Raw genomic sequence first — 25,385 nt, 5'->3', positions numbered from 1 at the left:
CTATGTTCTCTTTTTGACCGATTCCCACCGGAGCTTTCATGGGCCAGCCCTTCGAGCCCCCGACCGGCGACGTCGAGAGCGTCGAGCTGAAGACCGCGCTGGAAGAGCGCTACCTCGCCTACGCCCTCTCGACCATCATGCACCGGGCCCTGCCCGACGCCCGCGACGGCCTGAAGCCGGTACACCGGCGCATCCTCTACGGCATGCGGCTTCTGCGCCTCGATCCGAACACCGCGCACAAGAAGTGCGCCAAGATCGTCGGCGACGTGATGGGCGATTTCCACCCGCACGGCGATCAGGCGATCTACGACGCGCTGGTGCGCCTCAGCCAGGATTTCTCGCAACGCTACCCGCTCGTCGATGGCCAGGGCAATTTCGGCAACATCGACGGCGATGGCCCGGCCGCCTACCGCTACACCGAGGCCCGGCTCACGGAGGTGGCGCGCCTCCTCCTCGACGGGATCGACGAGGACACCGTCGATTTCAGGCCCTCCTACAACGGCGAGAAGGAGGAGCCGTCGGTCCTCCCCGCGGCCTTCCCGAACCTCCTCGCCAACGGCTCGCAGGGCATCGCGGTCGGCATGGCGACCTCGATCCCGCCGCACAACGCGGCCGAACTCTGCGACGCGGCCCTCTACCTGATCAGCCACCCGGCCGCGACCTCGGAGCAGCTCAACAGCTTCGTGAAGGGGCCGGACTTCCCGACGGGCGGCATCCTGATCGATTCCGCGCAGACGATCACCGAGGCCTATCGCACGGGCCGGGGCGCCTTCCGGGTCCGCGCCCGCTGGGCGAAGGAGGACCTCGGACGCGGCACCTGGAACATCGTCGTCAGCGAGATCCCCTACGGCGTGCCGAAGGCGCGGCTCATCGAGAAGCTCGCGGAGCTGCTGCAGGAGCGAAAGCTCCCGCTGCTCGCCGACGTGCGCGACGAGTCGGCCGAGGACGTGCGCATCGTGCTGGAGCCGCGCTCGCGCAGCGTCGATCCCGTCGTGCTGATGGAATCGCTGTTCCGGCTCTCGGAGCTCGAGGCGCGCATCCCGCTGAACATGAACGTCCTCGTGGGCGGTCAGGTGCCCCGCGTGATCGGCCTCGCCGAGGCCCTGAGGGCTTGGCTCGACCATCGCCGGGTGGTGCTGCAGCGCCGCTCGCAGTATCGGCTCGGCCAGATCGAGCGGCGCCTTGAGATCCTGGGCGGCCTGCTCATCGTCTACCTCGACCTCGACGAGGTCATCCGCATCATCCGCGAGGAGGACGAGCCGAAGCCGGCCCTGATCGCGCGGTTCACGCTGACCGAGATCCAGGCGAACGCGATTCTCGACACGCGCCTGCGCTCCCTGCGCAAGCTCGAGGAGATGGAGCTGAAGCGCGAGCTCGAATCGCTCACCGCCGAGAAGGAGGGGCTCGAGGGGCTGCTCGGCTCCGAGGCCCAGCAATGGACCTCGATCAAGGCGCAGATCCGTGCCGTGAAGAAGACCTTCGGCCCCGAGACGAAGATCGGCGCGCGCCGCACCACGCTCGAGAACCCGCCGGACACGGCCGGGATCGACTTCACCGCCGCGATGGTGGAGCGCGAGCCGATCACCGTGATCGTCTCGCAGAAGGGGTGGGTGCGGGCGCTCAAGGGCCACGTCGCGGACCTCTCCGGCATCACCTTCAAGGGGGACGACAGCCTCAAGATCGGCTTCCCGAGCGAGACGACGGCCAAGATCCTGGTCCTCGCCTCGAACGGCAAGGTCTTCACGCTGGAAGCCTCGAAGCTGCCCGGCGGGCGCGGCTTCGGCGACCCGATCCGCCTGATGGTCGATCTCGACGAGGGCACCGAGATCGTGGCGGCGCTGCCCTACCAGGCCGGCAGCCGCCTGCTCATCGCGGGGTCGGACGGGCGCGGCTTCCTGGCGCCGACGGATGCCCTCATCGCCAACACCCGCAAGGGCAAGGGCATCCTCGGCCTCGACGGGGAGGCGGTGGCGGCCGTGCTCGTACCGGCGGGCGAGGGCGACCACGTCGCCGTCTGCTCCTCGGACAAGCTGCTGCTCGTGTTCCCGGCCTCGGAACTGCCGGAGCTCGCCCGCGGCAAGGGCGTGCGCCTGCAGCGCTGCCGGGGCGCGGCGCTCGCCGACGCCTGCGTCTTCACCCTGGCGGAGGGACTGCCCTGGCGGGAGGCTTCGGGTCAGTCGCGGCTCGCGAACGCGCAGGTCCTGGAGAAGTGGATGGGCCACCGCGCCGAGGCCGGCACCCTGATGACCCGCAGCTTCCCGAAGTTCGAGCGCTTCGGGCGCTGAGGTCGGCCCAGACGCACGAAAGCCGGCGCGCGTCTGCGGGCCGGCTTCGGATCAGGACGATCGGGGAAAGGTCAGCGGCGGCGGAACTGCCCGCCGCGGACCGGCGGGCGCGGGCCGGCCGAACGCTCGTCCTTGTGGCGGAAGACGAGACGGCCCTTCTCGAGGTCGTAGGGCGACATCTCGACCGTGACACGGTCGCCGGCGAGGGTCTTGATGCGGTTCTTCTTCATCTTGCCGGCCGTGTAGGCCACGATCTCGTGGCCCTGGTCGAGCTGCACGCGATAGCGGGCATCCGGAAGGATCTCGAGAACGAGACCGTCGAACTGCATCAATTCTTCTTTCGCCATCCATCCTCTCCAGCCGGATCGCCCGGCGATCGCGGGGACCCGGGACCAATATCACCGGCCAATCAGCAAAACGCCGGGGCGGCGGGTCCGATCCCGTCGGATGCGCGAAGCCGTCAAGCGTAGGACGCATGTAGTGTCGGCGCGAGGCCGACGCAAGCGCGCCCGCCCGCACACGCCCGCCCATCGACAGGAAAGCGGGTTCAGGGACCGTTCTCGCTTCCCAGATAGTCGATCCGCCCGTCCGCCGTGCGCCGCCACGTCCGCAGGACGAGGTCGGGATAGCGCGTGTCGCCGGCCTGATCGAAGCTGAGGTCGCCAACGAGGGTGCGGATCGGGCCGCCCTCGCGCAGGGCGGCCGCGACTTTCGTCCCTTGGGTCGATCGCGCCCGCGCAGCGCCCTGCGCGAGAAGCTCCACCGCCGCATAGGACCGTGCCGCAACGGCATCGGCCTCCGGCGTGCGCGGGATCGTCTTGGCGCCCCGCACCTCCGGCAGCCGGCGCGGCTCGGGCTCCATCGTCATCACCGTGCCCTCGGCGCCGGGGCCGGCGGCCGGCGCGAAATCCTTGTCGAGGATGCCGTCGCTGCCGACCATGGGCGCGTCGAGACCCGCTTCTCGCATCGCATTGATCAGGAGTGCCGCCTCGGGCGCGAGGCCGCCGAAGTAGACGACCTCCACCGCCGCCCGCTTCAGCCGCGCGGCGAGGTCCGAGGCGTCCTTCGAGCCGCGGACGAGGCTCTCGAACAGCACCTCGCGGCGGCCCCGCGCCTTCAGCGTGCGCGACACCTCGTCTGCGAGGCCGCGGCCGAACGTCGTGCGGTCGTGCACGATGCCGATGCGGCGCGTCCCATATCGCTCCGCGATGTAGGCGCCCGCGAAGGCCGCCTGCTGCGCGTCGCTCGGCGCGAGACGGAAGAGGTTCCAGGCGCCGCGCGCGCTGAGCGGCGACCAGGTGGCGCCGGGCGCCACCATCACGATGCCGGCCTCCTCGTAGGCCGGGAGCGCCAGCGCCGCCACCGAGGATGCGAACGGACCGATCGCGAGGCTCACGCCCTCGGCCGCGAACTTCCGGGCGATCGCCACGGCCTGCTTCGGGTCGCCGGCATCGTCCGCCACGACGAGAGCGATCTTGCGCCCGCCGCTCCGGTTGAGGTCGGCCACCGCCTGCTCCGCGCCGAGCCGCAGGCCCTGGCCGAAGGCTGCGTCCGGCCCGGTCAGCGGCGCGGACAGCCCGATCTTCAACGGCGCCTGCGCCAGCGCCGGGGCAGAGGCCAAGATAGCGACGAGCAGGGCCGTCAGGATTCTCATAAGTGCGCGTCCCGCTGCGCTCGGCGGACGATGGAGGAGTGATCGTGATATCCTGGCCCGCGCGGTGCGGAAAGGCACCCGCAGGCCGCCCCTTTCCGGCATCCGGGTTGCGACCGGCAGCGGAGGGCCTAACTGCCTCTGGCTCCAAACCATCGGACGCTGCCGAGGGCCGGCAGGGCGTCCGTTGCGGGATCCCGCACTATGCACGCCACCGACACAGACATCCTCGCCGCAGCCGAGACTTGGCGGCGCGACGGGCGCGACGTCGCGCTCGCCACCGTGATCGAGACCTGGGGCTCGGCGCCGCGGCCTGTCGGCAGCCACCTCGTCATCGACGGCGGGGGCAACTTCCTCGGCTCGGTCTCCGGCGGCTGCGTCGAGGGCGAGGTCATCACCGAAGGTCTCGACGTGATCGCCGACGGGCGCTCGCGCATTCTCGAATTCGGTGTCGCCGACGAGACGGCGTGGCGGGCCGGCCTCTCCTGCGGCGGGCGCATCCGCGTCTTCCTCGAGCGGGTCGCCTGATGCGCATCGAGACCCTCCGCGCGCTCAACGCGGAGCGCGCCGCGCGCCGGGCCGCCATCCTCGTGACCGACGTGGGAGACGGAGAGCAGCGGCTCGTGCGCGAACCTGACATCGCGGCCGATCCCCTGGCCGAGGCGCTGCGCGCCCATCTCACCAGCGGCCGCAGCGGGCTCGTCGAGGCCGGAGGCCGCCAGCTCTTCCTGACCGTCCAGGTGCCGCCGGTGCGGCTCGTCGTGATCGGCGCGGTACACATCAGCCAGGCCCTCGCCCCGATGGCGGCCGCCCTCGACCTCGCCGTCACGGTGATCGACCCGCGCACCGCCTTCGCGACGCCCGAGCGCTTCCCCGACGTCGATCTCGTGCCGCTCTGGCCGGACGCGGCGCTCGCCGGCCCGGTCCCGCCCCTCGACCGTTACTGCGCGCTCGCCGCGCTGACCCACGATCCCAAGATCGACGATCCCGCCCTCGCGGCCGCCCTGCGGGCAGGCTGCTTCTACGTGGGGGCGCTCGGCTCGCGGAAGACGCACGCCCGGCGCGTCGAGCGCCTGACGGCGGCGGGCTTCAGCGAGGCCGAGATCGGCCGGATCCGGGCGCCGATCGGTCTCGACATCGGCGCCGCCACGCCCGCGGAGATCGCGCTCTCCGTCCTCGCCGAGATCGTCGCTGCGGGCCGGGCTGGAGGGTCGGCGTGAAGTTCGGCCCCGTTCCCCTGGCCGAGGCGGCGGGCCTCATCGCGGCCCACGCTGTGCGCGCGGACGACACGGTTCTGCGCAAGGGGCAGGCGATCTCGCCGGAGGTGGTGGCGCGGTTCGAGGCCGCGGGCCTCAGCGAGGTGGTGGCCGCCCGCCTCGAAGCCGGCGACATCGGCGAGGACGAGGCCGCCCGCGACCTCGCCCGGCACCTCGCCGGAGACGGGGTCGAACCGGCAGTGCCCTTCACCGGCCGCTGCAACCTGCACGCGGAATGGGCCGGGGTACTGCGCCTCGCTTCGGATGCCGTCGACGCCGTGAACGCCGTCGACGAGGCGATCACGGTGGCGACGCTCCCGCCCTTCCGACCCGTGGCGGCGGGCGAGATGGTGGCGACGGTCAAGATCATTCCCTACGCGGTTCCCGGCACGCTGCTCGGGCGGGCCCGGCAGGCGGCCCCCTCCGCGCCGATCGCGGTGGCGCCCTACCGGCTGACCCGCGTCGGCGTGGTCTCGACCCTGCTGCCCGGCCTCAAGGACGCGACCGTCGACAAGACCCTGCGGACCCTCGCCCGCCGCCTCGCGCCGACAGGCGCCGGGATCGTGGCCGAGCGCCGCGTGGCCCACACGTCCGTGGCGGTCGCGGACGCGCTCAGCGCCCTGGTCGAGACGGACGGGGCCGAGATCGCCGTGATCTTCGGCGCCTCGGCCATCGCCGACCGGCGGGACGTGATCCCCTCCGGCATCGAGGCGGCCGGGGGACGCGTCGACCATCTCGGCATGCCGGTCGATCCGGGCAACCTCCTCCTTGTCGGTGCGCTCGGTGGCGTTCCGGTGATCGGCGCGCCGGGCTGCGCCCGCTCGCCGAAGGAGAACGGCTTCGACTGGATCCTGCACCGGCTCCTCGCCGGGCTCGCTGTGACTCGCGCCGACATCGTGGCGCTCGGCGTCGGCGGCCTCCTCACCGAGATCGTCTCGCGGCCGCAGCCGCGGGCGGGCGGGGCGAGCGCCGAGGAGGGTGCGGAGGAGGATGCCTGAAGCGGTCGCCGGCCTGATTCTCGCGGCGGGGCGCGGCACCCGTTTCGGCCTGGAGCCGAAGCTGCTGGCCGACCTCGAGGGGCGCCCCCTCGTTCGCCACGCGGCGGAGGCCGCGCTCGCCTCGCGGCTGCGCCCGGCCGTGGCCGTGCTCGGCGCGCATGCGGCCGGCGTGCGCGCGGCGCTCGCCGGCCTCGATCTCGCCCTGGTGGAGAACCCGGACTACGCGGCCGGCCTCTCGACCTCGCTGAGGGTCGGCCTCTCGGCACTGCCTCGGACGAGCGAGGCGGTGGTCGTCCTCCTCGGCGACATGCCGCGGGTCTCCGCCCGCACCCTCGACCGGTTGGCGGACGCCTTCGCGGGTGCCGGCCACGCGCCCGCGGCGGTGGTGCCGGTCCACGCGGGCCGGCGCGGCAATCCCGTGCTCCTCAACCTGCGCCGGCTCGGTCCGGCGCTCGCCGGCCTCACGGGAGACCGCGGTGCCGGGCCCATCCTCGCCGGGCGGGACGACGTGGTGGAGATCGCGGGCGATGACGGCTGCCTCTACGACGTGGACACGCCGAAGGCGCTGGCCGCCCCGGGATATCCGCCGCGGGACTGACGCCCCGGATCCGCCTCAGGTCGCCCGCTGCCGCTTCGCCTCCGCGCGGCACCGATCGGAACAGTAGCGCACCTCCTCCCAGACCCGCTCCCACTTCTTGCGCCAAGCGAAGGGCCTTCCGCACTGCGCGCAGGTCTTGGTCGGCAGGTCGCCCTTGCGGCGCATCCGGGCCACGCTCAGCGCCCGAGCTGAGCCGCCTCGGCGAGCGGCACGAGGCTCCAGCGGGTGATCAGGACGTAGCCGTCGCGGGCCGCGACGACGATCTGGCGGCGGTAGCGGTGGACGATCGTGCCCGGCGTGTGGGTGTGCGCCTCCCGCCAGCCCTCGGCGGCGGCGACGAAGACGCGGCTGTCGCCGAGCCGGGCGATCGTCTCGATGGAGCCGAAGGCGCGCACCCGCCGCAGCACCGTCTCGACCTCCTGGCGGAAGTCGAGGGTGCGGTCGGCATCGCTCACCCGCGGCCAGTAGGTGCCGTCCCCCTGCGGCTCCGGACGGCGCCAGCGCGCCGGCAGTTCCCGCGCGATGGGCCCTGCGGCGAGCCGGCGCGCCGCCATCTGGCACTTGGCGAGGAGCGTCTCGTGCGTCTCGCCGGGCACGAGCGGGAAGATGTCCTGAGCCAGGATGTCGCCCGTGTCGAAGCCCTGCTCGGCCAGGACATGCGCGGTGACGCCCCAGCTCTCATAGCCCGCGTCGATCGCCTGGAAGAGCGGATAGGGGCCGCGCCCGGTGGGCAACGGCGAGGGGTGGATGTTGAGGGCGTAGGCGGCCCGTCCGTGCCAGCCGGTGACGAGCCAGGGATAGCCCGAGACGACGAGGGCCCAGTCGCGGCCGTGAGCGGCGTTCAGAGCGTCGAGGTCGGACTGGCGCAGCCGCGAGAGCTGCATCGGCAGCCGGCGCTGGCGCGCGAGGGTCACGACGGCCTCGTTGTGGTCGTAGATTCCGTCGCAGGGGCGGGTGAACAGCTTGATCGGCGTCCAGCCCGCCTGGATCAGCGCCTCGAACACGCCGCCGAGGAAATCGATGCCCGCAAAGGCGAACTTCATACGGGCTCCTGACACCGCGGACCGGGCCGCGGCTGCGACATTGACGATTGAGGCGCGGGGGCGCGCCGCGACTCCACAGGGGATACGCGCGCCATACCTAACCACCAATCGGCGCCCGGGTCGCGGGGCGGGTGAAATTTCGGTGCCGGCCGGCGACAGACGGAGTGCCCCATGGAGCGGGTGTTGATCTACGGCGGGACGGGCGGCATCGGGCGCGCCACGGCGCGGGCCCTGCGCGCCCGCGGCTACCCGCTGCATCTCGCCGCCCGCGATGCCGCGAAGCTCGAGGAGGCCGCGGACCATCTCGGCGACACCACGATCAGCGCGGGCGACGTCACCGATCCCGGCTTCTTCGATCACGCCACGCGCGAGGCCGGCGAGCGCCTCGGCGGCCTCGTCTACGCGGTCGGCACGATCAACCTGCGCCACCTTCCCCGGCTGACGGCGGAGGATGTCGAGGCCGATTTCCGCATCAACGCGCTCGGCGCGTTCCTGGCCATCCAGGCCGCCGCGCCCGCCCTCAAGGCCGGCGCGGGCGAGGCGGGAGCCGGCGTCGTCCTGTTCTCGACGGTGGCGGTGGCGCAGGGCTTCCCCTCGCACGCCTCTGTGGCCATGGCGAAGGGGGCGGTGGAGGGGCTCGCCCTCTCGCTCGCGGCCGAGCTCGCGCCGCAGGTGCGGATCAACGTGGTGGCGCCCTCCCTCACCCGAACGCCGCTCGCCGCCGCGATCACGGGCAACGAAACCCTGGCCCAGGGCATCGCGCAGATGCACGCCCTGCAGCGCCTCGGCCGGCCGGAGGACATCGCCGCGCTGGCGGGCTTCCTCGTCTCCGAGGAGGCGGCCTGGATCACCGGTCAGATCATCGGCGCCGATGGCGGCCGCGCGATGCTGCGCACCAAGGGGTGAGGCGGTGGGATCTGCGGCGACGGCGAGCCGCCCGGAACGGATCCTGCGCTTCGTCCTCGGCGACCAGCTCCACCGGCGCGTCAGCTCCCTGACCGACCTCGACCCCGACCGCGACGTGGTCCTGCTCGTCGAGGTGGAGGCCGAGGCGACTTACGTCCGCCACCACAAGCAGAAGATCGCCTTCCTGCTCTCTGCCATGCGCCACTTCGCGGCCGAGATCACGGCGGAAGGGATCACTGTCGATTACGTGCACCTCGATGAGGCCGGCAACACCGGCACCTTCACGGGCGAGCTGGAGCGGGCGGTCGCCCGCCACAGCCCCGACCGGATCGTGGTGACGGAACCCGGCGAGTGGCGCGTCTGGGAGATGATGCTGGGGTGGCGGGACGACCTGCCGGTACCGGTCGAGATCCGTGGCGACAACCGCTTCCTGTGCCCGCGAGCCGACTTCGGGGCCTGGGCCGGGGATCGCCGCAGCCTGCGCATGGAGACCTTCTACCGCGGCATGCGCCGCCGGACCGGCATCCTGATGGAGGGCGACGAGCCGGTCGGCGGCCGCTGGAATTTCGACACCGACAACCGCAGGCGCCTGCCGAAGGGGCATGTCCCGCCCCGCCGCGCCGGCTTCCCGCCGGACGCGACCACGCGCGCGGTGATCGAGCTCGTGGCCGCGCGCTTCCCCGACCATTTCGGCGATCTCGACGGCTTCGGGTGGCCGGTCACCCGGGCGGATGCGCTGCGGGCGCTGACGCACTTCGTCGCGGAGTGCCTGCCGGTCTTCGGCGACTATCAGGACGCGATGCAGGCGGGCGCGCCCTTCCTCTACCACGCGCTTCTCGCCCCGGCCCTGAACGCCGGCCTCCTCACCGCGGAGGAGGTCTGCCGCGAGGCCGAGCGCGCCTACGCCGAGGGCCGGGCGCCGCTGAACTGCGCCGAGGGCTTCATCCGCCAGATCCTCGGCTGGCGCGAGTATGTGCGCGGGCTCTACTGGGCGCGGATGCCGGACTATGCCCGCACCAACGCGCTCGCGGCGACGCGCGACCTGCCCTGGTTCTACTGGTCGGGCGAGACGCGGATGAACTGCCTCGCGCATTGCATCCGCGACACGCAGGCGAACGCCTACGCCCACCACATCCAGCGCCTGATGGTGACAGGAAACTTCGCGCTTCTGGCCGGCATAGACCCGGCCCAGGTCGAGGAATGGTACCTGATCGTCTACGCCGACGCCTTCGAGTGGGTCGAGCTGCCCAACGTCCACGGCATGGTGCTGTGGGCGGACGGCGGCGTGATGGGCTCGAAGCCCTATGCCGCCTCCGGCGCCTACATTGACCGGATGTCGGATTACTGCGGCGCCTGCAGCTTCGACGTGCGCGCCAAGGCCGGAGCGGGCGCCTGCCCGTTCAACTACCTGTACTGGAACTTCCTGATCGAGAACGCGGAGCGGCTCTCGGGCAATCCCCGCCTCGCGATGCCCTATCGGACCCTGGCGCGGATGAACGCGCGGCGCCGGGCGGCGATCACGGCGGACGCCGCACGCTTCCTCGCCTCACTCGGGGATGACGCGCCGGAGCCGCCGCAGGGTCAGCTCGCCCTCGAACTCGGTGCGGACAGCGGGCGCTGAGGGCGGGCGGCTCTATGCGAGCTGCTCGATCAGCCCCTCGCGGATCGTCACCCGGCGGTCCATCCGGGCCGCGAGATCGAGGTTGTGGGTGGCGATCAGGGCCGCGAGGCCGGAGGCGCGCACCAGCGCCATCAGGATCGAGAAGACGTGGTCCGCCGTGTGCGGGTCGAGATTGCCGGTCGGCTCGTCGGCGAGCAGCAGGCGCGGCCCGTTGGCGACGGCCCGCGCGATGGCGACGCGCTGCTGCTCGCCCCCCGAGAGTTCGGCCGGGCGGTGCTGCAACCGGTCCTTGAGGCCGAGGAAGCTCAGGAGCTCGGCCGCCCGGGTCTTCGCCTCCGCCCGCGAGAGGCCGCGGATGAGCTGGGGCATCACCACGTTCTCCTGCGCCGAGAACTCGGGCAGCAGGTGATGGAACTGGTAGACGAAGCCCATCTCCTCCCGGCGCAGCCGCGTGCGCTCGGCGTCCCCCATCGCCGCCGTGGGCTGGCCGCCGATATAGACCTCGCCGCCGTCCGGCTTCTCGAGGAGGCCAGCCAAGTGGAGCAGGGTCGACTTGCCGGCACCGGAAGGAGCCACCAGGGCGACGAGCTCGCCCGGCCAGATCGCGAGATCGGCGCCGCGCAGGATCTCCAGCGCGCCTTCCGCCTGCTTGTAGCGCCGCTCGACGCGGGCGAAGAACAGGGCCGGCACCGGCTGCGCGCCGGCGGGCTCGGGCGTCGTACTCATGACGGGATCCCCTGTGACGCCTCAGCCGTACCGCAACGCCTGGACCGGATCGAGCCGGGCGGCGCGCCAGGAAGGATAGAGCGTCGCGGCGAGCGAGAGCAGGAAGGCGGTGATGACCACCACCGTGATCTCGGTGGCGTTCATCTGGGCCGGGATCTCGGCGAGGAAGCGCACGGTCGGGTCCCAGGCGCTCGGGAAGAGGAAGCGCTGGATCGGCTTGATGTTCAGCGTGATGACGATGCCGAGCAGCAGGCCCGCCAGCGTGCCGACGAAGCCGATCAGCGCGCCGTTGATCAGGAACACGCGCATCACCGTGCCCGGCGTCGCGCCCATGGTGCGCAGGATCGCGATGTCGCTCGACTTGTCGCGCACGAGGAGGATCAGGCCCGAGACGATGTTGAGCGTCGCCACCACCACGATCAGGCTGAGGATCAGGAACATCACGTTCCGCTCCACCTCCAGCGCCCCGAAGAAGGTGCGGTTTCGCTGACGCCAGTCGGTCAGCAGGACCGGGCGCTCGGCCGCCATCTCCAGGGGCTCGCGCATCTCCGCGACCCCGTCGGCGTTGTCGAGGTAGATCTCGATCAGGCTGACGTCGCCCTCCCGGTTGAAGAAGGCCTGCGCCTCGGCGAGCGGCATGAACACGAAGGTCGCGTCGAACTCCGTCATGCCGATCTCGAACACCGCCTTGACCGTGTAGGACTTGGTGCGGGGCGCCGTGCCGAAGGGCGTCGTCGCGCCCTTCGGGGTCGAGAGGGTGATCTGGTCGCCGGCCTGAAGGCCGAGGGATTCGGCGAGGCGCCGGCCCAGTGCGACGCCGGTGCCGTCGTCGAAGCCGCTCAGGGTGCCGCCGCGGAGATTCTTCGAGATCGCGGCGATGCCGTCGAGGTCCTGCTCGCGCACGCCGCGCACCAGCACGCCGCTGCCGCCGTAGGGCGAGGAAGCGAAGGCCTGCCCCTCGACGAGGGGGATGGCCGCGCGCACGCCCGCCACCTTCGAGAGGCGGTCCGACAGGTCGGTGTAGTCGGTGAACAGCTTGTCGATCGGCGTGACGAAGACGTGGCCGTTGATGCCGACGATCTTCGAGAGGAGCTCCGCCCGGAAGCCGTTCATCACGGAGAGCACGATGATCAGCGTCGCGACGCCGAGCGCGATCCCGAGCACCGAGAAGAAGGCCACCACCGAGACCCCGCCGCCGCGGCGGCGGGCGCGGAGGTAGCGCCCGGCGATGATCCACTCGAAGGGCGCGAAGGGCGCCGTCGAGCCGGAGCGCAGGCTCGCGCCGATGCCCCTGACCCGATCCCCCAGCCTGCGCGCGTGCCCCGACATCGCGGCCTCAGATCCGCTTCAGCCGCGCGAGGAGGTCGACCGGCGCCAGGGTCTCGCGCTCGCCGGTGGCGCGGCGCTTCAGCTCGACCTTGCCCTCGGCGAGACCCTTCGGCCCGACGATGACCTGCCAGGGCAGGCCGATCAGGTCGGCGGTGGCGAACTTGGCGCCCGGACGCTCGTCGCGGTCGTCGTAGAGGACGCTCAGGCCCGCGGCCTCGAGTTGGGCCTGGATCTCGGCGCAGGCGCCGTCCGTGCCGCCATCGCCGACCTTGAGGTTGATCAGGGCGACGTCGAAGGGCGCCACCGCGTCCGGCCAGATGATGCCGGCCTCGTCGTGGCTCGCCTCGATGATCGCGGCCACGAGACGGCTCGGCCCGATGCCGTAGGACCCCATGTGCACGGGACGCTCGATGCCGTCCGGCCCGGTCACCCGGGCGCCCATCGGCTCGGAATACTTGGTGCCGAAATAGAAGATGTGGCCCACCTCGATGCCGCGGGCCGAGAGCCGGCTCTCCTCGGGCACCTCCGCGAAGGCGTCGGGCTCGTGCATCTCATCGGTCGCCGCGTAGTGCGAGGTCCAGGCGTCCACGATGCCCTGGAGCCCCGCGACGTCCTCGAAATCCGTCGTGGCCGGCGGGATCTCGAAATCGAGATAGGCGCGGTCGCAGAACACCTCGCTCTCGCCGGTGCTCGCCAGGATGATGAACTCGTGGCTGAGGTCGCCGCCGATCGGCCCCGTATCGGCCCGCATCGGGATCGCCTTGAGGCCGAGGCCGGCGAAGGTGCGCAGGTAGGCCACGAACATGCGATTGTAGGCGTGGCGCGCGCCGGCCTGATCGAGGTCGAAGGAGTAGGCATCCTTCATCAGGAACTCGCGCGAGCGCATGGTGCCGAAGCGCGGGCGCACCTCGTCGCGGAACTTCCAGGAGATCTGATAGAGGTTCTTCGGCAGGTCCTTGTAGGAGCGCACGCTCGCCCGGAAGATCTCGGTGATCACCTCCTCGGCGGTGGGGCCGTAGAGCATCTCGCGCTCGTGGCGGTCGGTGATGCGCAGCATCTCCTTGCCGTAAGCCTCGTAGCGGCCCGATTCCCGCCAGAGCTCGGCCGATTGCACGGTCGGCATCAAGAGCTCGACCGCGCCGGAGCGGTCCTGCTCCTCGCGGATCACCGCACAGACCCTGTTGAGCACCCGCAGGCCGAGCGGCAGCCACGCGTAGATGCCGGCCGCCTCCTGGCGGACCATCCCGGCGCGCAGCATCAGGCGGTGCGAGACGATCTCGGCTTCCTTGGGCGTCTCGCGCAGGGTGGGCAGGAAGTAGCGGGAAAGACGCATGGGAAGCCTGGGGAAACCCTAAGTCGAGTCCGGATGTCGCGGGCCGCCGGCGGAACGCGCGGGGGCACACAACACATTGCACCGGGAAAACACAAGCGCCGCAGATGCCTGCTGCTGCCCGGCGAGGCGACCGAACGGTCCCGCTTCGGGTGCTTCGCGGGACCCACTGCCGCGGTTTCCCACCGCTTTGGGGCGGTTTGCCGCATCGCCGGCAAAAAAACGCAGATTTCTGCTCCGGCCCCCGTGACAGGGCGAAATCTTATTCCTATAAGCGTGCCGCGATGGTCGCGCAGCCGTCCAGAGGCAGCGCACGGTCCGAGTCTTGGGAGGAACATTCAGCCGCCACGCAGGAAATGCGTAGGACAATGCAAGGCTGAGACGAGCAGAAGCTCTTCAAGCAAGGCGTAATGCCTTGCTTTTTTGTTTGTCCGTCACCCAACCGAATGCCTCCGCGACCCGCAAGAAACCCCATTGACGCTTGGTGTCGGCGTTTCAGCTCAACCTGAGGGTGCAATGCCGGCATCGAGGCGGGCGGCGAAAATTCTCACGCCGCAGCTTCCCGTCGCGGACGATCAGGCGATCGCGCCGCTCGGCTGCGCGTCGGATTCCTGAGCCGGCTCGCGCAGGTTCGCGAGGCCGTAACCGGCGATGCAGAGGTAGCAGAGGACAGGGGCACCGAGAGCGAGGCTGAGGCCGACGTGGTCGGCGAGGTAGCCGGTCACCACCGGGATGATCGCCCCGCCGACGATGGCGACGCAGACGATGCCGGCCCCCTGTGCGGTCCGCTCGCCGAGACCCTCGATGGCGAGCGCGAAGATCGTCGGGAACATGATGGCGTTGGCGAGCCCGACCGAGAGCAGTGTCCAGGCAGCGAGCGGCCCCTCGGACAGGCCCGACACCGTGGCGAGCAGCCCCGCCGCGAGGGCGCAGACCGCGAGCGCCGCCCCCGCCCGCACGAAGCGGAGGGCGAAGCTGCCGACGATCCGCCCGACCAGCGCGCCGCCCCAATAGAAGCTCAGGAGGTGGCCGGCGGTGGCCGGGTCCGCGCCGAGCACCCGCGGCTGCTCCAGGTAGCTGACCATCAGCGTACCGATCGCGACCTCAGCGCCGACGTAGAGGAAGATCGCCGCTGCCCCGAGCGCGAGGCGGGGCCGGCGCAGCAGATCGAGACCGAGGCCGTGCACCTCGACGGCGTGCTCCTCCTCCCGCACCCAGGAGCGCACCGACCAGAACAGGATCGCGAGGCCGATCAGCCCGCCCGCGATCACGAGGAAGGGTGTCTGCAGCACGGCGGCCTCCGCCTGCCGGGCCGCGGCCAGTGCCGCAGGCGAGAGCGCAGCCGGGTCGGGCGGCGTCGCGGGTCCGTGCGAGAGGATCGCCCAGGCACCGATCGCGGGGCCGACCGTGGTGCCGAGCGAGTTGAAGGTCTGGGCGAGGGTCAGGCGGCTCGGGGCCTGGGCGGCTGGCCCGAGCTTCGTGACGAGGGGGTTGGCCGCGACTTGCAGGACCGCGATGCCCGACGCCATCACGAACAGGGCGAACAGGAAGAGCGGGTAGAGGCCGATCTTGGCGGCCGGCGCGAAGGTCAGGCCGCCCGCCGCCATCACGACGAGGCCGAGGACGAGCCCGCGCATGTAGCCGATGCGGGCGACGAGGAGCCCCGCCGGGAGGGAGACGATGGCGTAGGCGAGGAAGAAGCAGAACTGGGTGAGCGTCGCCTCCGCGAAGCTCAGCGCGAAGAGGCTCTTCAGCTTCGGCGTGATGATGTCCACGAGGACGGTGGCGAGCCCCCAGGTGAAGAACAGGGCCAGCATGAAGGGCAAGAGCCAGCGCCTGCGCCCGGCACCGGCCTCGTCCACGGCGTCGGACGCGCTGCTCGCCTGTGGCAGCATGGCTTCCTCCCGATCCCGGTGACGCGTCGGGTGCACCCGCACGTCTTGTCCAAGGTTTGTCGGGAGCGCCCGGCGGGCTGTCAATCGCGCGGGCGTTTACAAACCCGCGAGGGGGAAGACCGCCAGCGCCGCCAGGAAGGCGGCGCCCGCGAAGAGGCTCGTCCAGATCGCCTTCTCGCGCAGGCGCGGCAGGGCGGGAGCGCCGGGGTCCTGGCCCGGCACGATGTGCTCGGGCCGGTGCTCCGGCTGGTTGCGCAGGGGCAGGATCGCGAAGAGCAGCGTCCACCACAGCACGAAGTAGAGCGCGACGGCCCCGCCGACGGTGAGCTTGAACAGGCTCACCGCCAGCGCCACGAAGACCGCCGCCAGCGCCACCACGGCGGCGACGGTGAGCGGCGTGGATCGGCTCAGGGCATGCATCTCGCCGTCCCGCTCAGACCTGCTCCAGCTCGACCAGCGTGCCGAGGAAGTCCTTGGGGTGCAGGAACAGCACGGGCTTGCCGTGCGCGCCGATGCGCGGCTCGCCGGTGCCGAGCACCCGCGCGCCCTGGCCTTTCAGACGGTCGCGGGCCGCGATGATGTCGTCCACCTCGTAGCAGACGTGGTGGATGCCGCCGCCCGGGTTGCGCTCGACGAAGCTCTCGATCGGCGAGCCCTCGCCGAGGGGCTCCATCAGCTCGATCTTGCTGTTGGGCAACTCGACGAACACGACGGTGACGCCGTGCTCGGGCTGCGGCAACGGCTCGGAGAGCTTGGCGCCGAGCGTGTCCCGGTACACGGCGCAGGCCGCACCGAGATCGCGCACCGCGATGGCCACGTGGTTGAGCCGCCCGATCATCGTTGTCTCCTCCCTGCGCTGTGCATCGTCCCTCTCCTCGGCGGGGAGGGTTCGTCTCGTGACCGCCAGTTTATCACACCTCGACCACCTGAACGTGGCAGGCGGGCTTCTTGCCCCAGACCTCGTTGACGCCGGAGCGGATGGCGCGGTCCACCGCCTTCTCGACGGCGTCCGCGTCCCGCCGCTTGCCCTTCGACAGGCCCGACAGGGTGCGCGAGACGATCTCCACCACCGTGTCGATCAGCGGCTCGCCGTCGCGGCCGCGGTTCGGCAGGCCCATGATGTCGACGGCCGGCTCGCCCGCCACGTCGCCGTCCTCGTCGATGGCGATGGCGACCGAGACCATGCCCGCCTGCGCGAGCTTGCGCCGCTCCGGGATCGCGCGGTCCCGGTCGTCGACGAGGACGTTGCCGTCCTTGAACAGGCGCCCCGCCTTGACGTGCTCGACCACCTCCGGCGTGCCGGGTGCGAGGCGGATCAGGCTGCCGTTGCGGGCCTTGACCACGTTGCCGACGCCCTGCGCCCGGGCGAAGCGGGCGTGCTCGTCGAGGTGGAGCGCCTCGCCGTGCACGGGGATCGCGGTGCCGGGGCGCGTCCAGGCGTACATCTCGGTCATCTCGTCCCGGCGCGGGTGCCCGGAGACGTGGACGAGTTCGGTCCGATCGGTCACGACCTCGACACCCTGGTTGATCAGGTCGTTGATGATGGCGCCGACGTCGCGCTCGTTGCCGGGGATGGCGCGCGAGGAGAAGATGACCCGGTCGCCGGCCGCCAGCGTGATGCTCGGGTGGTCGCTGCGCGAGACCCGGGACAGGGCGGCCCGCGGCTCGCCCTGCGAGCCCGTCAGCAGCGCCACGACCTTGCCGCGGGGCAGGTTGCCGTAGGAATCGGCGCTGAGGAAGTCGGGCAGGCCTTCGAGGTAGCCGCACTCGCGGGCGACGTCGATGACCCGGTCCATGGCGCGGCCGACCGCGATGACCTCGCGGCCGCAGGCCTGGGCCGCCTCCGCCACCGCCCGGATGCGGGCGACGTTCGAGGCGAAGGTGGTCACGGCGACCCGGTGCGGCGATTCCGTGATGAGGCGCTTGAGCGTCGCGGCGACCTCGGCCTCGCTCGGCGAGCGGCCCTCGCGCACCACGTTGGTCGAATCGCAGACCAGCGCCAGGATGCCCTCGTCGCCGAGCTTGCGGAAGGCGGCCTCCTCGGTCACGTCGCCGAGGATCGGCGTCGCGTCGAGCTTCCAGTCGCCGGTGTGCACGACGAGGCCGTGGCTGCTGCGGATCGCGACGGCGTTCGACTCGGGGATCGAGTGGGAGACGGGCACGAACTCGATCTCGAAGGGGCCGACCTTCACGCGCCGGCCGGGCACGATCTCCCTCAGCTCCACCTTCGGCGCGCCGGGCTCGCCGAGGCGGCGGGTCTCGAGCAGGTTCTTGGCGAAGCGGGTGGCGTAGACGGGCGCGCGCAGGCGCGGCCACAGCTCGCTGATCGCCCCGATGTGATCCTCGTGCGCGTGCGTGATGAAGATGCCGAGGAGATCGGCCTTCCGCTCCTCGATGAAGGAGAGGTCCGGGAACATGAGGTCGATGCCCGGCATCGCCTCCTCGCCCGCGAAGCCCATGCCGCAATCGACCATGATCCATTTGCGGCTCTTCTCCGGGCCGATCCCGTAGAGAGCCGCGTTCATCCCGATCTCGCCCACGCCGCCGAGCGGCAGGAAGACGAGTTCGTCTTGCCCTGTCGTCATCAAACAACCCAACCCAAGTTCAGGCCGCCGTCGCGGCCGTCCCGAAATGCACCTCGCCCGCCGTCACGGTCCTGCGCGTGCCGTCCGGGGCGAGGATCACGAGCCGCCCCCCCTCGTCGATCGTGTCGAACAGGCCTTCCAGCGTCTCGGCGCCGGTGCGGACCGCGATCGGCGATCCGAGGCCGGCCGCCCGCGCCAGCCAGCGCGCGCGAATGCCTGCGAAATTCCGTCCGCCCTCCCAGAGGCGTGCCGCCTCGGTGACATGGCCGGAGAGGAATTCAAGAACTTTCTCCGCGCCCGTCGCGCTGCCGAGCGCGGCGAGCGAGGTCGCGGGGTATGGCAATCCCTGGGGCGCGGCCGCCACGTTGACGCCGAAGCCGATCACCACGGCCCGCCGCCCGCCGGGCAGCATCTCCGCCTCGAGCAGGATGCCGGCGAGCTTGGCGCCCCCCGCGAGCACGTCGTTCGGCCATTTCAGAGCGATAGATCGGGTCGCGCCCGCCGCATCTGAACCCGGCACGGTGCCGCAGGCCTCGTCCAGGGCGGCCGCGAGCGCGACGCCGGCGACGAAGCCCAGCGTCGCGATCCGATCTGGCTCGACGCCCGCGACCGGCCAGAGCAGGCTCGCGGCGAGGTTTCCGGGCAGCGAGGTCCAGCTGTTGCCGCGCCGGCCCCGGCCCGCTTCCTGGCGGCGGGCGACGACCCAGAGCGGCCCGGTCTCGCCGGATCGCGCCCGCTCCAGGGCCTCCGTGTTGGTGGAGCCGAGGCTGTCGTGGACGTGGAGCCGGTGCCCCGCCGCCCGGGCCGCCTCGCTGAGCCTGACGTTCAACGGGATCTCAGAACAGCGATCTCGCCGCGGCGTCCGCCGCGCCCCGGAGCGGGCCGGGCACGAGGAAGAACAGGATCACCACGACGCTGGAGACGGCGAGGACGATGCGCAGGCCCGGCGCCATCGCCTCGTAGGGCGCCTTCGCCTCGTCGAAGTACATCACCTTGACGATGCGCAGGTAGTAGTAGGCGCCGACGACGCTCGTCACCACGCCGATCACGGCGAGCGTCACGAGGCCCGCCTTGATGGCGGCGGCGAAGACGTAGAACTTCGCGAAGAAGCCGGCCAGCGGCGGGATGCCGGCGAGCGAGAACATCATCATCGCGAGGCAGAAGGCGAGCACCGGGTGCGTGCGCGAGAGGCCCGAGAGGTCGTCGATCGTCTCGAACATCTCGTCCCGGCGCCGGAGCGACAGGATGATCGCGAAGGCGCCGAGCGTCATGGCGAGATAGATGATCATGTAGATCACCACGCCCTGCACGCCCTCCTGCGAGCCCGCGGCGAGCCCGATCAGCGCGTAGCCGATATTGCCGATCGAGGAGTAGGCCATCAGGCGCTTGATGTTGCGCTGGCCGATCGCCGCGAAGGAGCCGAGCGCCATCGAGGCGATGGCCACGAAGACGATGATCTGCTGCCAGACCGCGGTCAGGTCCGGGAAGGCGCCGATGAAGACGCGCACGGTCATCGCCACCGCAGCCATCTTGGGCGCCGAGGCGAAGAAGGCGGTCACCGGCGTCGGCGAGCCCTCGTAGACGTCCGGCGTCCACATGTGGAAGGGCACCGCCGACATCTTGAAGGCGACGCCCGCCGCCACGAACACGATGCCGAGCACGATGCCGAGGCTGGCGCTGCCGTGGAGCGCCGAGACGATGCCGGGGAAGGAGACGGTGCCGGTGAAGCCGTAGATCAGCGAGGCGCCGTAGAGCAGCATGCCCGACGAGAGCGCCCCGAGGACGAAGTACTTCAGGCCGGCCTCGGTCGACTTGAGGTCGTCCCGGTGGAAGGCGGCGATGACGTAGGCGGCGAGCGACTGCAGCTCGAGGCCGAGATAGAGGGCGATGAGGTCGTTGGCCGAGGCCATCACCATCATGCCGATCGTGCACAGCACGATCAGGATCGGGTACTCGAACCGGTCGATGCGCTCGCGCTGGAAATAGTCCCGCGAGAGCAGGATGGTGGCGGCCGAGCCGAGCAGGATCAGCCCCTTCATCACCCGCGAGAAGGCGTCCGAGATGAAGGCGCCGGACAGCGTCGTCACCTTCAGGCCGGCGGGCTGCGAGACCACCACGAAGAAGGCGAGGAGGAGCAGGAGGAGCGCGCCGACGTTGACGCCCTCCACCGAGCGCTCGCCCCGGAAGGCCCCGTAGAGGATCAGCACCATGACCCCGACTCCGAGGATCAGCTCGGGCAGGAGGGGTGCGAGGGTCGGAAGGACGGTCTGGGCGGCGGTCATGGGTCCGTATGCCTTCAGCGCGCGACGGGCAGCGCGGCGGCCGCGGTCTGCGTGTTCGAGAGGGCGGTCTTGATGCTCGCCATCAGCGCCTCGGTGGAGGGCGCGAAGGTGTCGAGGATCGGGGCCGGGTGCACGCCGTAGTAGATCGTCAGGGCGACGAGCGGCGCGAGGATCAGCTTCTCGCGGTTGTCGAGGTCGAGGATCCCCTTGAGCGATGGCTTCTCCAGCTTGCCGTAGATCACCCGGGCGTAGAGCCAGAGCGCGTAGGCCGCCGAGAGGATGATGCCGAAGACCGAGAAGAAGGCGACCGTCGGGTTCGCCTTGAAGGCGCCGGTCATCGCCAGGAACTCGCCGACGAAGCCCGAGGTGCCGGGCAGGCCGACATTGGCCATGGTGAAGACCATCATCGCCACCGCATAGAGCGGCATCCGGTTCACGAGGCCGCCGTAGGCCGCGATCTCGCGGGTGTGCATGCGGTCGTAGACGACGCCGACGCAGAGGAAGAGCGCGCCCGACACGATGCCGTGCGAGATCATCAGGAACAGCGCGCCCTGGATGCCCTGCTCGTTCATCGTGAAGAGGCCGAGCGTCACGAAGCCCATGTGGGCGACCGACGAGTAGGCGATGAGCTTCTTGATGTCGGTCTGCATCATCGCGATCAGCGAGGTGAAGATGATCGCGATGATCGAGAGCGCGAAGACGAGGGGCGCGAAGTGGTGCGAGGCGTCCGGGAACATCGGCAGCGAGACCCGGATGAAGCCGTAGCCGCCCATCTTCAGGAGGATGCCGGCCAGGATCACCGAGCCGGCGGTCGGCGCCTCGACGTGGGCGTCGGGGAGCCAGGTGTGGACCGGCCACATCGGCATCTTCACCGCGAAGGAGGCGAAGAAGGCGAGCCAGAGCCAGGTCTGCATGCCCGTGGGGAAGCGGGTCTGCAGGAGGGTCGGGATGTCGGTGGTGCCGGCGTGCCAGTACATCGCCATGATGGCGAGCAGCATCAGCACGGAGCCCAGCAGCGTGTAGAGGAAGAACTTGAAGCTCGCGTAGATGCGCCGCTTGCCGCCCCAGATGCCGATGATGAGGAACATCGGGATCAGACCGGCCTCGAAGAACAGGTAGAACAGGACGAGGTCGAGGGCCTCGAACACGCCGATCATCGTCGTCTCGAGGACGAGGAAGGCGACGAAGTACTCCTTCACGCGGGTTCCGATCGCGTGCCAGGAGGCGCCGATGCAGAACGGCATCAGGAAGGTGGTCAGCAGGATCAGCGGCATCGAGAAGCCGTCGACCCCGAGCTTGAAGCGGATCGTGTCGGTGAGCCAGGCGTGGCTCTCCACGAGCTGGAAGCTCGACGAGGTGGCGTCGTAGCGGCCCCAGGCCACCAGCGAGAGCAGGAAGGTGATGACCGTGGTGGCGAGCGCCGCCCAGCGGGCGTTGCGCTTCACCGCCTCCTCGTCGCCGTTCAACGTGAGGATGAAGGCCGCGCCGGCGAGCGGCACGATCAGCAGGCCGGAGAGAATACCGAGGCCGAACATCAGCGGAGGTTCCCGTACTTCTCGTTGCCGGCCATCAGTGCCCGCCCTTCGGCAGGCCGGACATCAGGTACCAGGTGATGAGACCCGCGACGCCGACGAGCATCACGAAGGCGTAGTGGTAGACGTAGCCGGTCTGGAGGCGGACGACGCCGCGGGTCACGTCCACCACGCGGGCGGCGATGCCGTTGGGACCCATGCCGTCGATGACGCGGCCGTCGCCCTCCTTCCAGAGGAACAGGCCGAAGTCCTTGGCGGGCCGCACGAAGATGCGGTCGTAGATCTCGTCGAAGTACCACTTGTTGAGGAGGAAGCGGTACAGGACCGGCTGCTGCGCGGCGAGCCGGCCGGGCAGCTCGGGCCGGCGGATATACATCCAGAAGGCCACGATGAAGCCGAGCACCAGCATGATGAACGGCGAGGCGACGACCCAGCCCGGCACGTGGTGCATGTCGTGCATGATGTGGTTGTCGGGCCCGTGCGCGAGCGCGTGGCCCCAGAACGCCTCCATGCCCTCGCCGATGAAGCGGTCCTTGAAGATGAGGCCGGCGAACAGCGCGCCGAAGGCGAGGATCGCGAGCGGGATCGTCATCACGAGCGGGCTCTCGTGCGGCGTGTGGGGGTGATGGTCGTGGTGCTCGATCGCGCTGTGCGAGGCCGGCTCGACGTCGTGGCCCTTGTCATCGTGCGCGACGCCCTCGTGGTGGCCCGGAAGCCCGTCCGCCTGGTGAGGGTCGGCGTGCACGGAGGCCTGCGCGACGGGAGCGTGATGGTCGGCGTGCACGGCGCCGTGCGCGTCCTGCGCGTCGTGACCATGGGCGCCGTGGTCCGCCCAGCGCGCCGGACCCTCGAAGGTCATGAAGAACAGGCGCCAGGAGTAGAACGAGGTGAAGAAGGCGGCGATCACGGTGGCCAGGAAGGCCAGGGTGTGGCCGGGCCGGGTCGAGGCGTAGGCCGCCTCGATGATCGCGTCCTTCGAGTAGTAGCCCGCGGTGAACGGGAAGCCGATCAGCGCCAGCGTCCCGATCGCCATCATGGCGGTGGTGAAGGGGATGTAGGGCCGCAGCGCGCCCATGTTCCGCATGTCCTGCTCGTGGTGCATCGCGTGGATGACCGAGCCGGCGCCGAGGAACAGCAGCGCCTTGAAGAAGGCGTGGGTGAACAGGTGGAAGATGCCGACCGAGTAGGCGCCGACGCCGAGGGCCACGAACATGTAGCCGAGCTGCGAGCAGGTCGAGTAGGCGATGACCCGCTTGATGTCGTTCTGCACGAGGCCGACCGTGGCCGCGAAGAAGGCGGTGATGCCGCCGATGACGGTGACGACGATGAGGGCGTTCGGCGCCAGCTCGAACAGCGGCGACAGGCGCGCCACCATGAAGACGCCGGCCGTCACCATGGTGGCGGCGTGGATCAGCGCCGAGACCGGGGTCGGGCCCTCCATCGCGTCCGGCAGCCAGGTGTGCAGCAGGAACTGCGCCGACTTGCCCATCGCGCCCATGAACAGGAGCAGGCAGGCGAGCGTCAGGGCGTGCCACTCGTAGCCGAGGAAGTGGAAGTGCGCGTCCTTGAGCTCGTTCACGCGCGGGAAGATGCCGTCGAAGGCGACCGAGCCGAACAGGACGAAGACGAGGAAGATGCCGAGCGAGAAGCCGAAATCGCCGACGCGGTTGACGATGAACGCCTTCATGGCGGCGGCGTTGGCCGAGGGCTTCTCGTACCAGAAGCCGATCAGCAGGTAGGAGGCGAGGCCGACGCCCTCCCAGCCGAAGAACATCTGCACGAGGTTGTCGGCCGTCACCAGCATCAGCATGGCGAAGGTGAACAGCGACAGGTAGGCGAAGAAGCGCGGCCGGTGCGGGTCCTCCTCCATGTAGCCGATGGAGTAGAGGTGCACGAGGGTCGAGACCGTCGTCACGACGACGAGCATGACCCGGGTCAGGGTGTCGATGCGGAAGGCCCAGTCGACCACGAGGTCGCCCGCCGTGAACCAGGTCGCGACCTGCACCCGCGTGGCGTGGTCGGCCCCCTCGAAGAAGACGCCCCAGGAGAGCAGCGCCGAGAAGGCGAGGCAGCTCGTCGTCAGGTACTCGCAGGCCCGCGCGCCGAGGAAGCGGCCGAACAGGCCGGCGACGAGCGCGCCGATGAGGGGGAAGAAGACGATCGCGTGATACATCGTTCTCTAGCGTCCGGCCTCGCGCGGCGCCGGGCGCCGCGCGTCGAAACGAAGGGGTTCAGTCGGCGGCGTTCCGTCAGCCCTTCATCATGCTGACGTCCTCGACCGCGATGGAGCCGCGGTTCCGGAAGAACACGACGAGGATGGCGAGGCCGATGGCGGCCTCGGCTGCGGCGACCGTGAGTACGAACAGCGCGAAGACCTGGCCTGTGATGTCGTTGAGGTGGGTGGAGAACGCCACGAGGTTGATGTTCACGGCGAGCAGGATCAGCTCCACCGACATCAGGATGACGATGACGTTCTTGCGGTTAATGAAGATGCCGAGCACGCCGAGCGTGAACAGGATCGCGGCGACCGTCAGGTAGTGGCTCAGTCCGATCATCGTCTTCTCAAGCTCCGCACGTCGCCCCTCCCCCTCGTGGGAAGGAGCCGGAGGCGGGGGGCGGCGCGGGCGTCAAGCTCGACGCCCCGCCCTGCACCGGTCCCGCCCTCGATCCCTCCCCGCGCCGGGGAGGGCCAGAATCCTCAAACCTCGACGCCCTGACGGGAGGGCACCTTGCGGGTCTCGACCGCCATCGCCTGCGTCCGCGCGTTCTGCACGCTGATGTTCTGCCGCTTCACGCCCGGCCGGTCGCGCAGCGTCAGCACGATGGCGCCGATCATCGCGACGAGGAGCACGAGGCCCGCGATCTGGAAGAAGTAGGCGTACTCCGTGTAGAGCACGCGGCCGAGCGCGGCGGTGTTGGTGAAGCTCTCGCCCGCCGCGACGGTGCCGAGCGGCGCCTGCACGAGGCCCGGGTCGATCGTCCAGGAGCCGACCACCAGGATCAGCTCGATGGCGAACACCGCGCCGATCAGCGCGCCCACCGGCAGGTACTGCTGGAAGCCCTGGCGCAGCTCGGCGAAATCGACGTCGAGCATCATCACGACGAACAGGAACAGCACCGCGACGGCGCCGACGTAGACGACGACGAGGATCATCGCCAGGAACTCGGCGCCCATCAGCACGAACAGGCCGGCAGCGTTCACGAAGGCGAGGATCAGGAACAGGACCGAGGCGACGGGATTGCGCGAGGCGATCACCATGAACCCCGACGCGACGGTGACGCTCGCGAAGAGATAGAAGAAGGCGGCAGCTGCGGTCATCGGATTGTCGGCGTCAGCCGCGCGGGGCG

Annotated in this window: 24 protein-coding genes; 7 read left to right on the top strand and 17 right to left on the bottom strand. The window is 70.5% G+C overall.

Features of this window, described 5'->3' with window-relative positions:
* Positions 1-38 precede the first annotated feature (38 nt).
* A complete protein-coding gene (gene parC, locus MOX02_RS10510) occupies positions 39-2,285 on the top strand; it encodes a DNA topoisomerase IV subunit A (protein ID WP_147025744.1) in 2,247 nt (748 codons plus the stop codon).
* Positions 2,286-2,356: 71 nt separating this feature from the next.
* Here the strand turns inward: parC and infA are convergent, their stop codons facing one another.
* Together infA and MOX02_RS10500 are read right to left on the bottom strand one after the other, a co-directional pair.
* On the bottom strand, positions 2,357-2,632 hold the full coding sequence (gene infA, locus MOX02_RS10505; protein ID WP_147025743.1) for a translation initiation factor IF-1: 276 nt from the start codon (positions 2,630-2,632) through the stop codon (positions 2,357-2,359).
* Between the two features lie 200 nt (positions 2,633-2,832).
* A complete protein-coding gene (locus MOX02_RS10500; protein ID WP_147025742.1) occupies positions 2,833-3,939 on the bottom strand; it encodes a branched-chain amino acid ABC transporter substrate-binding protein in 1,107 nt (368 codons plus the stop codon).
* Between the two features lie 201 nt (positions 3,940-4,140).
* Between MOX02_RS10500 and MOX02_RS10495 the strand changes: the two genes are divergently transcribed.
* The 4 genes from MOX02_RS10495 to MOX02_RS10480 are packed head-to-tail and all read left to right on the top strand — an operon-like array spanning position 4,141 to position 6,788.
* Entirely contained in the window at positions 4,141-4,464 is a 324-nt protein-coding gene (locus tag MOX02_RS10495; RefSeq protein WP_147025741.1) for an XdhC family protein, read from the top strand.
* Entirely contained in the window at positions 4,464-5,156 is a 693-nt protein-coding gene (locus tag MOX02_RS10490) for an XdhC family protein (RefSeq protein ID WP_147025740.1), read from the top strand. Before MOX02_RS10495 ends, MOX02_RS10490 begins: the two co-directional genes overlap by 1 nt.
* Positions 5,153-6,190, top strand: coding sequence for a molybdopterin-binding protein (locus MOX02_RS10485; RefSeq protein WP_147025739.1), 1,038 nt, complete (start codon positions 5,153-5,155; stop codon positions 6,188-6,190). The genes MOX02_RS10490 and MOX02_RS10485 overlap by 4 nt, the downstream gene beginning before the upstream one ends.
* On the top strand, positions 6,183-6,788 hold the full coding sequence (locus MOX02_RS10480; RefSeq protein ID WP_147025738.1) for a nucleotidyltransferase family protein: 606 nt from the start codon (positions 6,183-6,185) through the stop codon (positions 6,786-6,788). The genes MOX02_RS10485 and MOX02_RS10480 overlap by 8 nt, the downstream gene beginning before the upstream one ends.
* 15 nt (positions 6,789-6,803) lie before the next feature.
* Here the strand turns inward: MOX02_RS10480 and MOX02_RS10475 are convergent, their stop codons facing one another.
* Complete coding sequence (locus MOX02_RS10475) at positions 6,804-6,962, bottom strand: DUF2256 domain-containing protein (protein WP_174804904.1); 159 nt, start codon at positions 6,960-6,962, stop codon at positions 6,804-6,806.
* 2 nt (positions 6,963-6,964) lie between these two features.
* Positions 6,965-7,831, bottom strand: a complete 867-nt coding sequence (locus MOX02_RS10470) for a methionyl-tRNA formyltransferase (RefSeq protein WP_147025736.1) — start codon at positions 7,829-7,831, stop codon at positions 6,965-6,967.
* Positions 7,832-8,002: 171 nt separating this feature from the next.
* Between MOX02_RS10470 and MOX02_RS10465 the strand changes: the two genes are divergently transcribed.
* Both MOX02_RS10465 and MOX02_RS10460 read left to right on the top strand, forming a co-directional pair.
* Positions 8,003-8,737 (top strand): SDR family NAD(P)-dependent oxidoreductase, encoded by a 735-nt coding sequence (locus MOX02_RS10465; RefSeq protein WP_147025735.1) that lies wholly within the window; start codon positions 8,003-8,005, stop codon positions 8,735-8,737.
* Positions 8,703-10,358 (top strand): cryptochrome/photolyase family protein, encoded by a 1,656-nt coding sequence (locus MOX02_RS10460; RefSeq protein ID WP_147025734.1) that lies wholly within the window; start codon positions 8,703-8,705, stop codon positions 10,356-10,358. Before MOX02_RS10465 ends, MOX02_RS10460 begins: the two co-directional genes overlap by 35 nt.
* Positions 10,359-10,370: 12 nt before the next feature.
* On the opposite strand, the gene MOX02_RS10455 is transcribed toward MOX02_RS10460, so the two are convergent.
* The 13 genes from MOX02_RS10455 to MOX02_RS10395 all read right to left on the bottom strand — a co-directional run bounded on the left by MOX02_RS10455 (position 10,371) and on the right by MOX02_RS10395 (position 25,356).
* On the bottom strand, positions 10,371-11,084 hold the full coding sequence (locus MOX02_RS10455; RefSeq protein ID WP_147025733.1) for an ABC transporter ATP-binding protein: 714 nt from the start codon (positions 11,082-11,084) through the stop codon (positions 10,371-10,373).
* Positions 11,085-11,105: 21 nt separating this feature from the next.
* Entirely contained in the window at positions 11,106-12,413 is a 1,308-nt protein-coding gene (locus MOX02_RS10450; RefSeq protein ID WP_147025732.1) for a lipoprotein-releasing ABC transporter permease subunit, read from the bottom strand.
* 7 nt (positions 12,414-12,420) lie between these two features.
* The gene (gene proS / locus MOX02_RS10445) at positions 12,421-13,746 is read right to left on the bottom strand and encodes a proline--tRNA ligase (RefSeq protein ID WP_147025731.1); all 1,326 of its coding nucleotides are present in this window, start codon (positions 13,744-13,746) and stop codon (positions 12,421-12,423) included.
* 572 nt (positions 13,747-14,318) lie between these two features.
* Entirely contained in the window at positions 14,319-15,638 is a 1,320-nt protein-coding gene (locus MOX02_RS10440) for a sugar MFS transporter (RefSeq protein WP_147025730.1), read from the bottom strand.
* Between the two features lie 96 nt (positions 15,639-15,734).
* A complete protein-coding gene (locus MOX02_RS10435; protein ID WP_147025729.1) occupies positions 15,735-16,058 on the bottom strand; it encodes a DUF1467 family protein in 324 nt (107 codons plus the stop codon).
* 13 nt (positions 16,059-16,071) lie between these two features.
* The gene (mce, locus tag MOX02_RS10430) at positions 16,072-16,476 is read right to left on the bottom strand and encodes a methylmalonyl-CoA epimerase (protein ID WP_147025728.1); all 405 of its coding nucleotides are present in this window, start codon (positions 16,474-16,476) and stop codon (positions 16,072-16,074) included.
* Positions 16,477-16,549: 73 nt separating this feature from the next.
* Positions 16,550-18,223: a ribonuclease J gene (locus tag MOX02_RS10425; RefSeq protein ID WP_147025727.1), complete on the bottom strand. Its 1,674-nt coding sequence runs from the start codon at positions 18,221-18,223 to the stop codon at positions 16,550-16,552.
* Positions 18,224-18,242: 19 nt separating this feature from the next.
* Positions 18,243-19,052: a biotin--[acetyl-CoA-carboxylase] ligase gene (locus MOX02_RS10420; protein WP_147025726.1), complete on the bottom strand. Its 810-nt coding sequence runs from the start codon at positions 19,050-19,052 to the stop codon at positions 18,243-18,245.
* Between the two features lie 7 nt (positions 19,053-19,059).
* Positions 19,060-20,505: an NADH-quinone oxidoreductase subunit NuoN gene (gene nuoN, locus MOX02_RS10415; protein ID WP_147025725.1), complete on the bottom strand. Its 1,446-nt coding sequence runs from the start codon at positions 20,503-20,505 to the stop codon at positions 19,060-19,062.
* Between the two features lie 14 nt (positions 20,506-20,519).
* Positions 20,520-22,040 carry an NADH-quinone oxidoreductase subunit M gene (locus MOX02_RS10410; protein WP_147025724.1) on the bottom strand — a complete coding sequence of 507 codons (1,521 nt, stop codon included), beginning with the start codon at positions 22,038-22,040 and terminating at the stop codon, positions 20,520-20,522.
* 34 nt (positions 22,041-22,074) lie between these two features.
* A complete protein-coding gene (gene nuoL, locus MOX02_RS10405; RefSeq protein ID WP_147025723.1) occupies positions 22,075-24,210 on the bottom strand; it encodes an NADH-quinone oxidoreductase subunit L in 2,136 nt (711 codons plus the stop codon).
* A 76-nt stretch (positions 24,211-24,286) separates the two neighbouring features.
* Positions 24,287-24,592, bottom strand: coding sequence for an NADH-quinone oxidoreductase subunit NuoK (nuoK, locus tag MOX02_RS10400; protein ID WP_003598182.1), 306 nt, complete (start codon positions 24,590-24,592; stop codon positions 24,287-24,289).
* A 143-nt stretch (positions 24,593-24,735) separates the two neighbouring features.
* Positions 24,736-25,356, bottom strand: a complete 621-nt coding sequence (locus MOX02_RS10395) for an NADH-quinone oxidoreductase subunit J (protein WP_147025722.1) — start codon at positions 25,354-25,356, stop codon at positions 24,736-24,738.
* Positions 25,357-25,385 lie beyond the last annotated feature (29 nt).

Origin of the sequence: Methylobacterium oxalidis (assembly GCF_007992195.1) — a bacterium.
GTDB lineage: Bacteria > Pseudomonadota > Alphaproteobacteria > Rhizobiales > Beijerinckiaceae > Methylobacterium > Methylobacterium oxalidis.
This window is presented reverse-complemented; position numbering and strand designations above follow the sequence as displayed.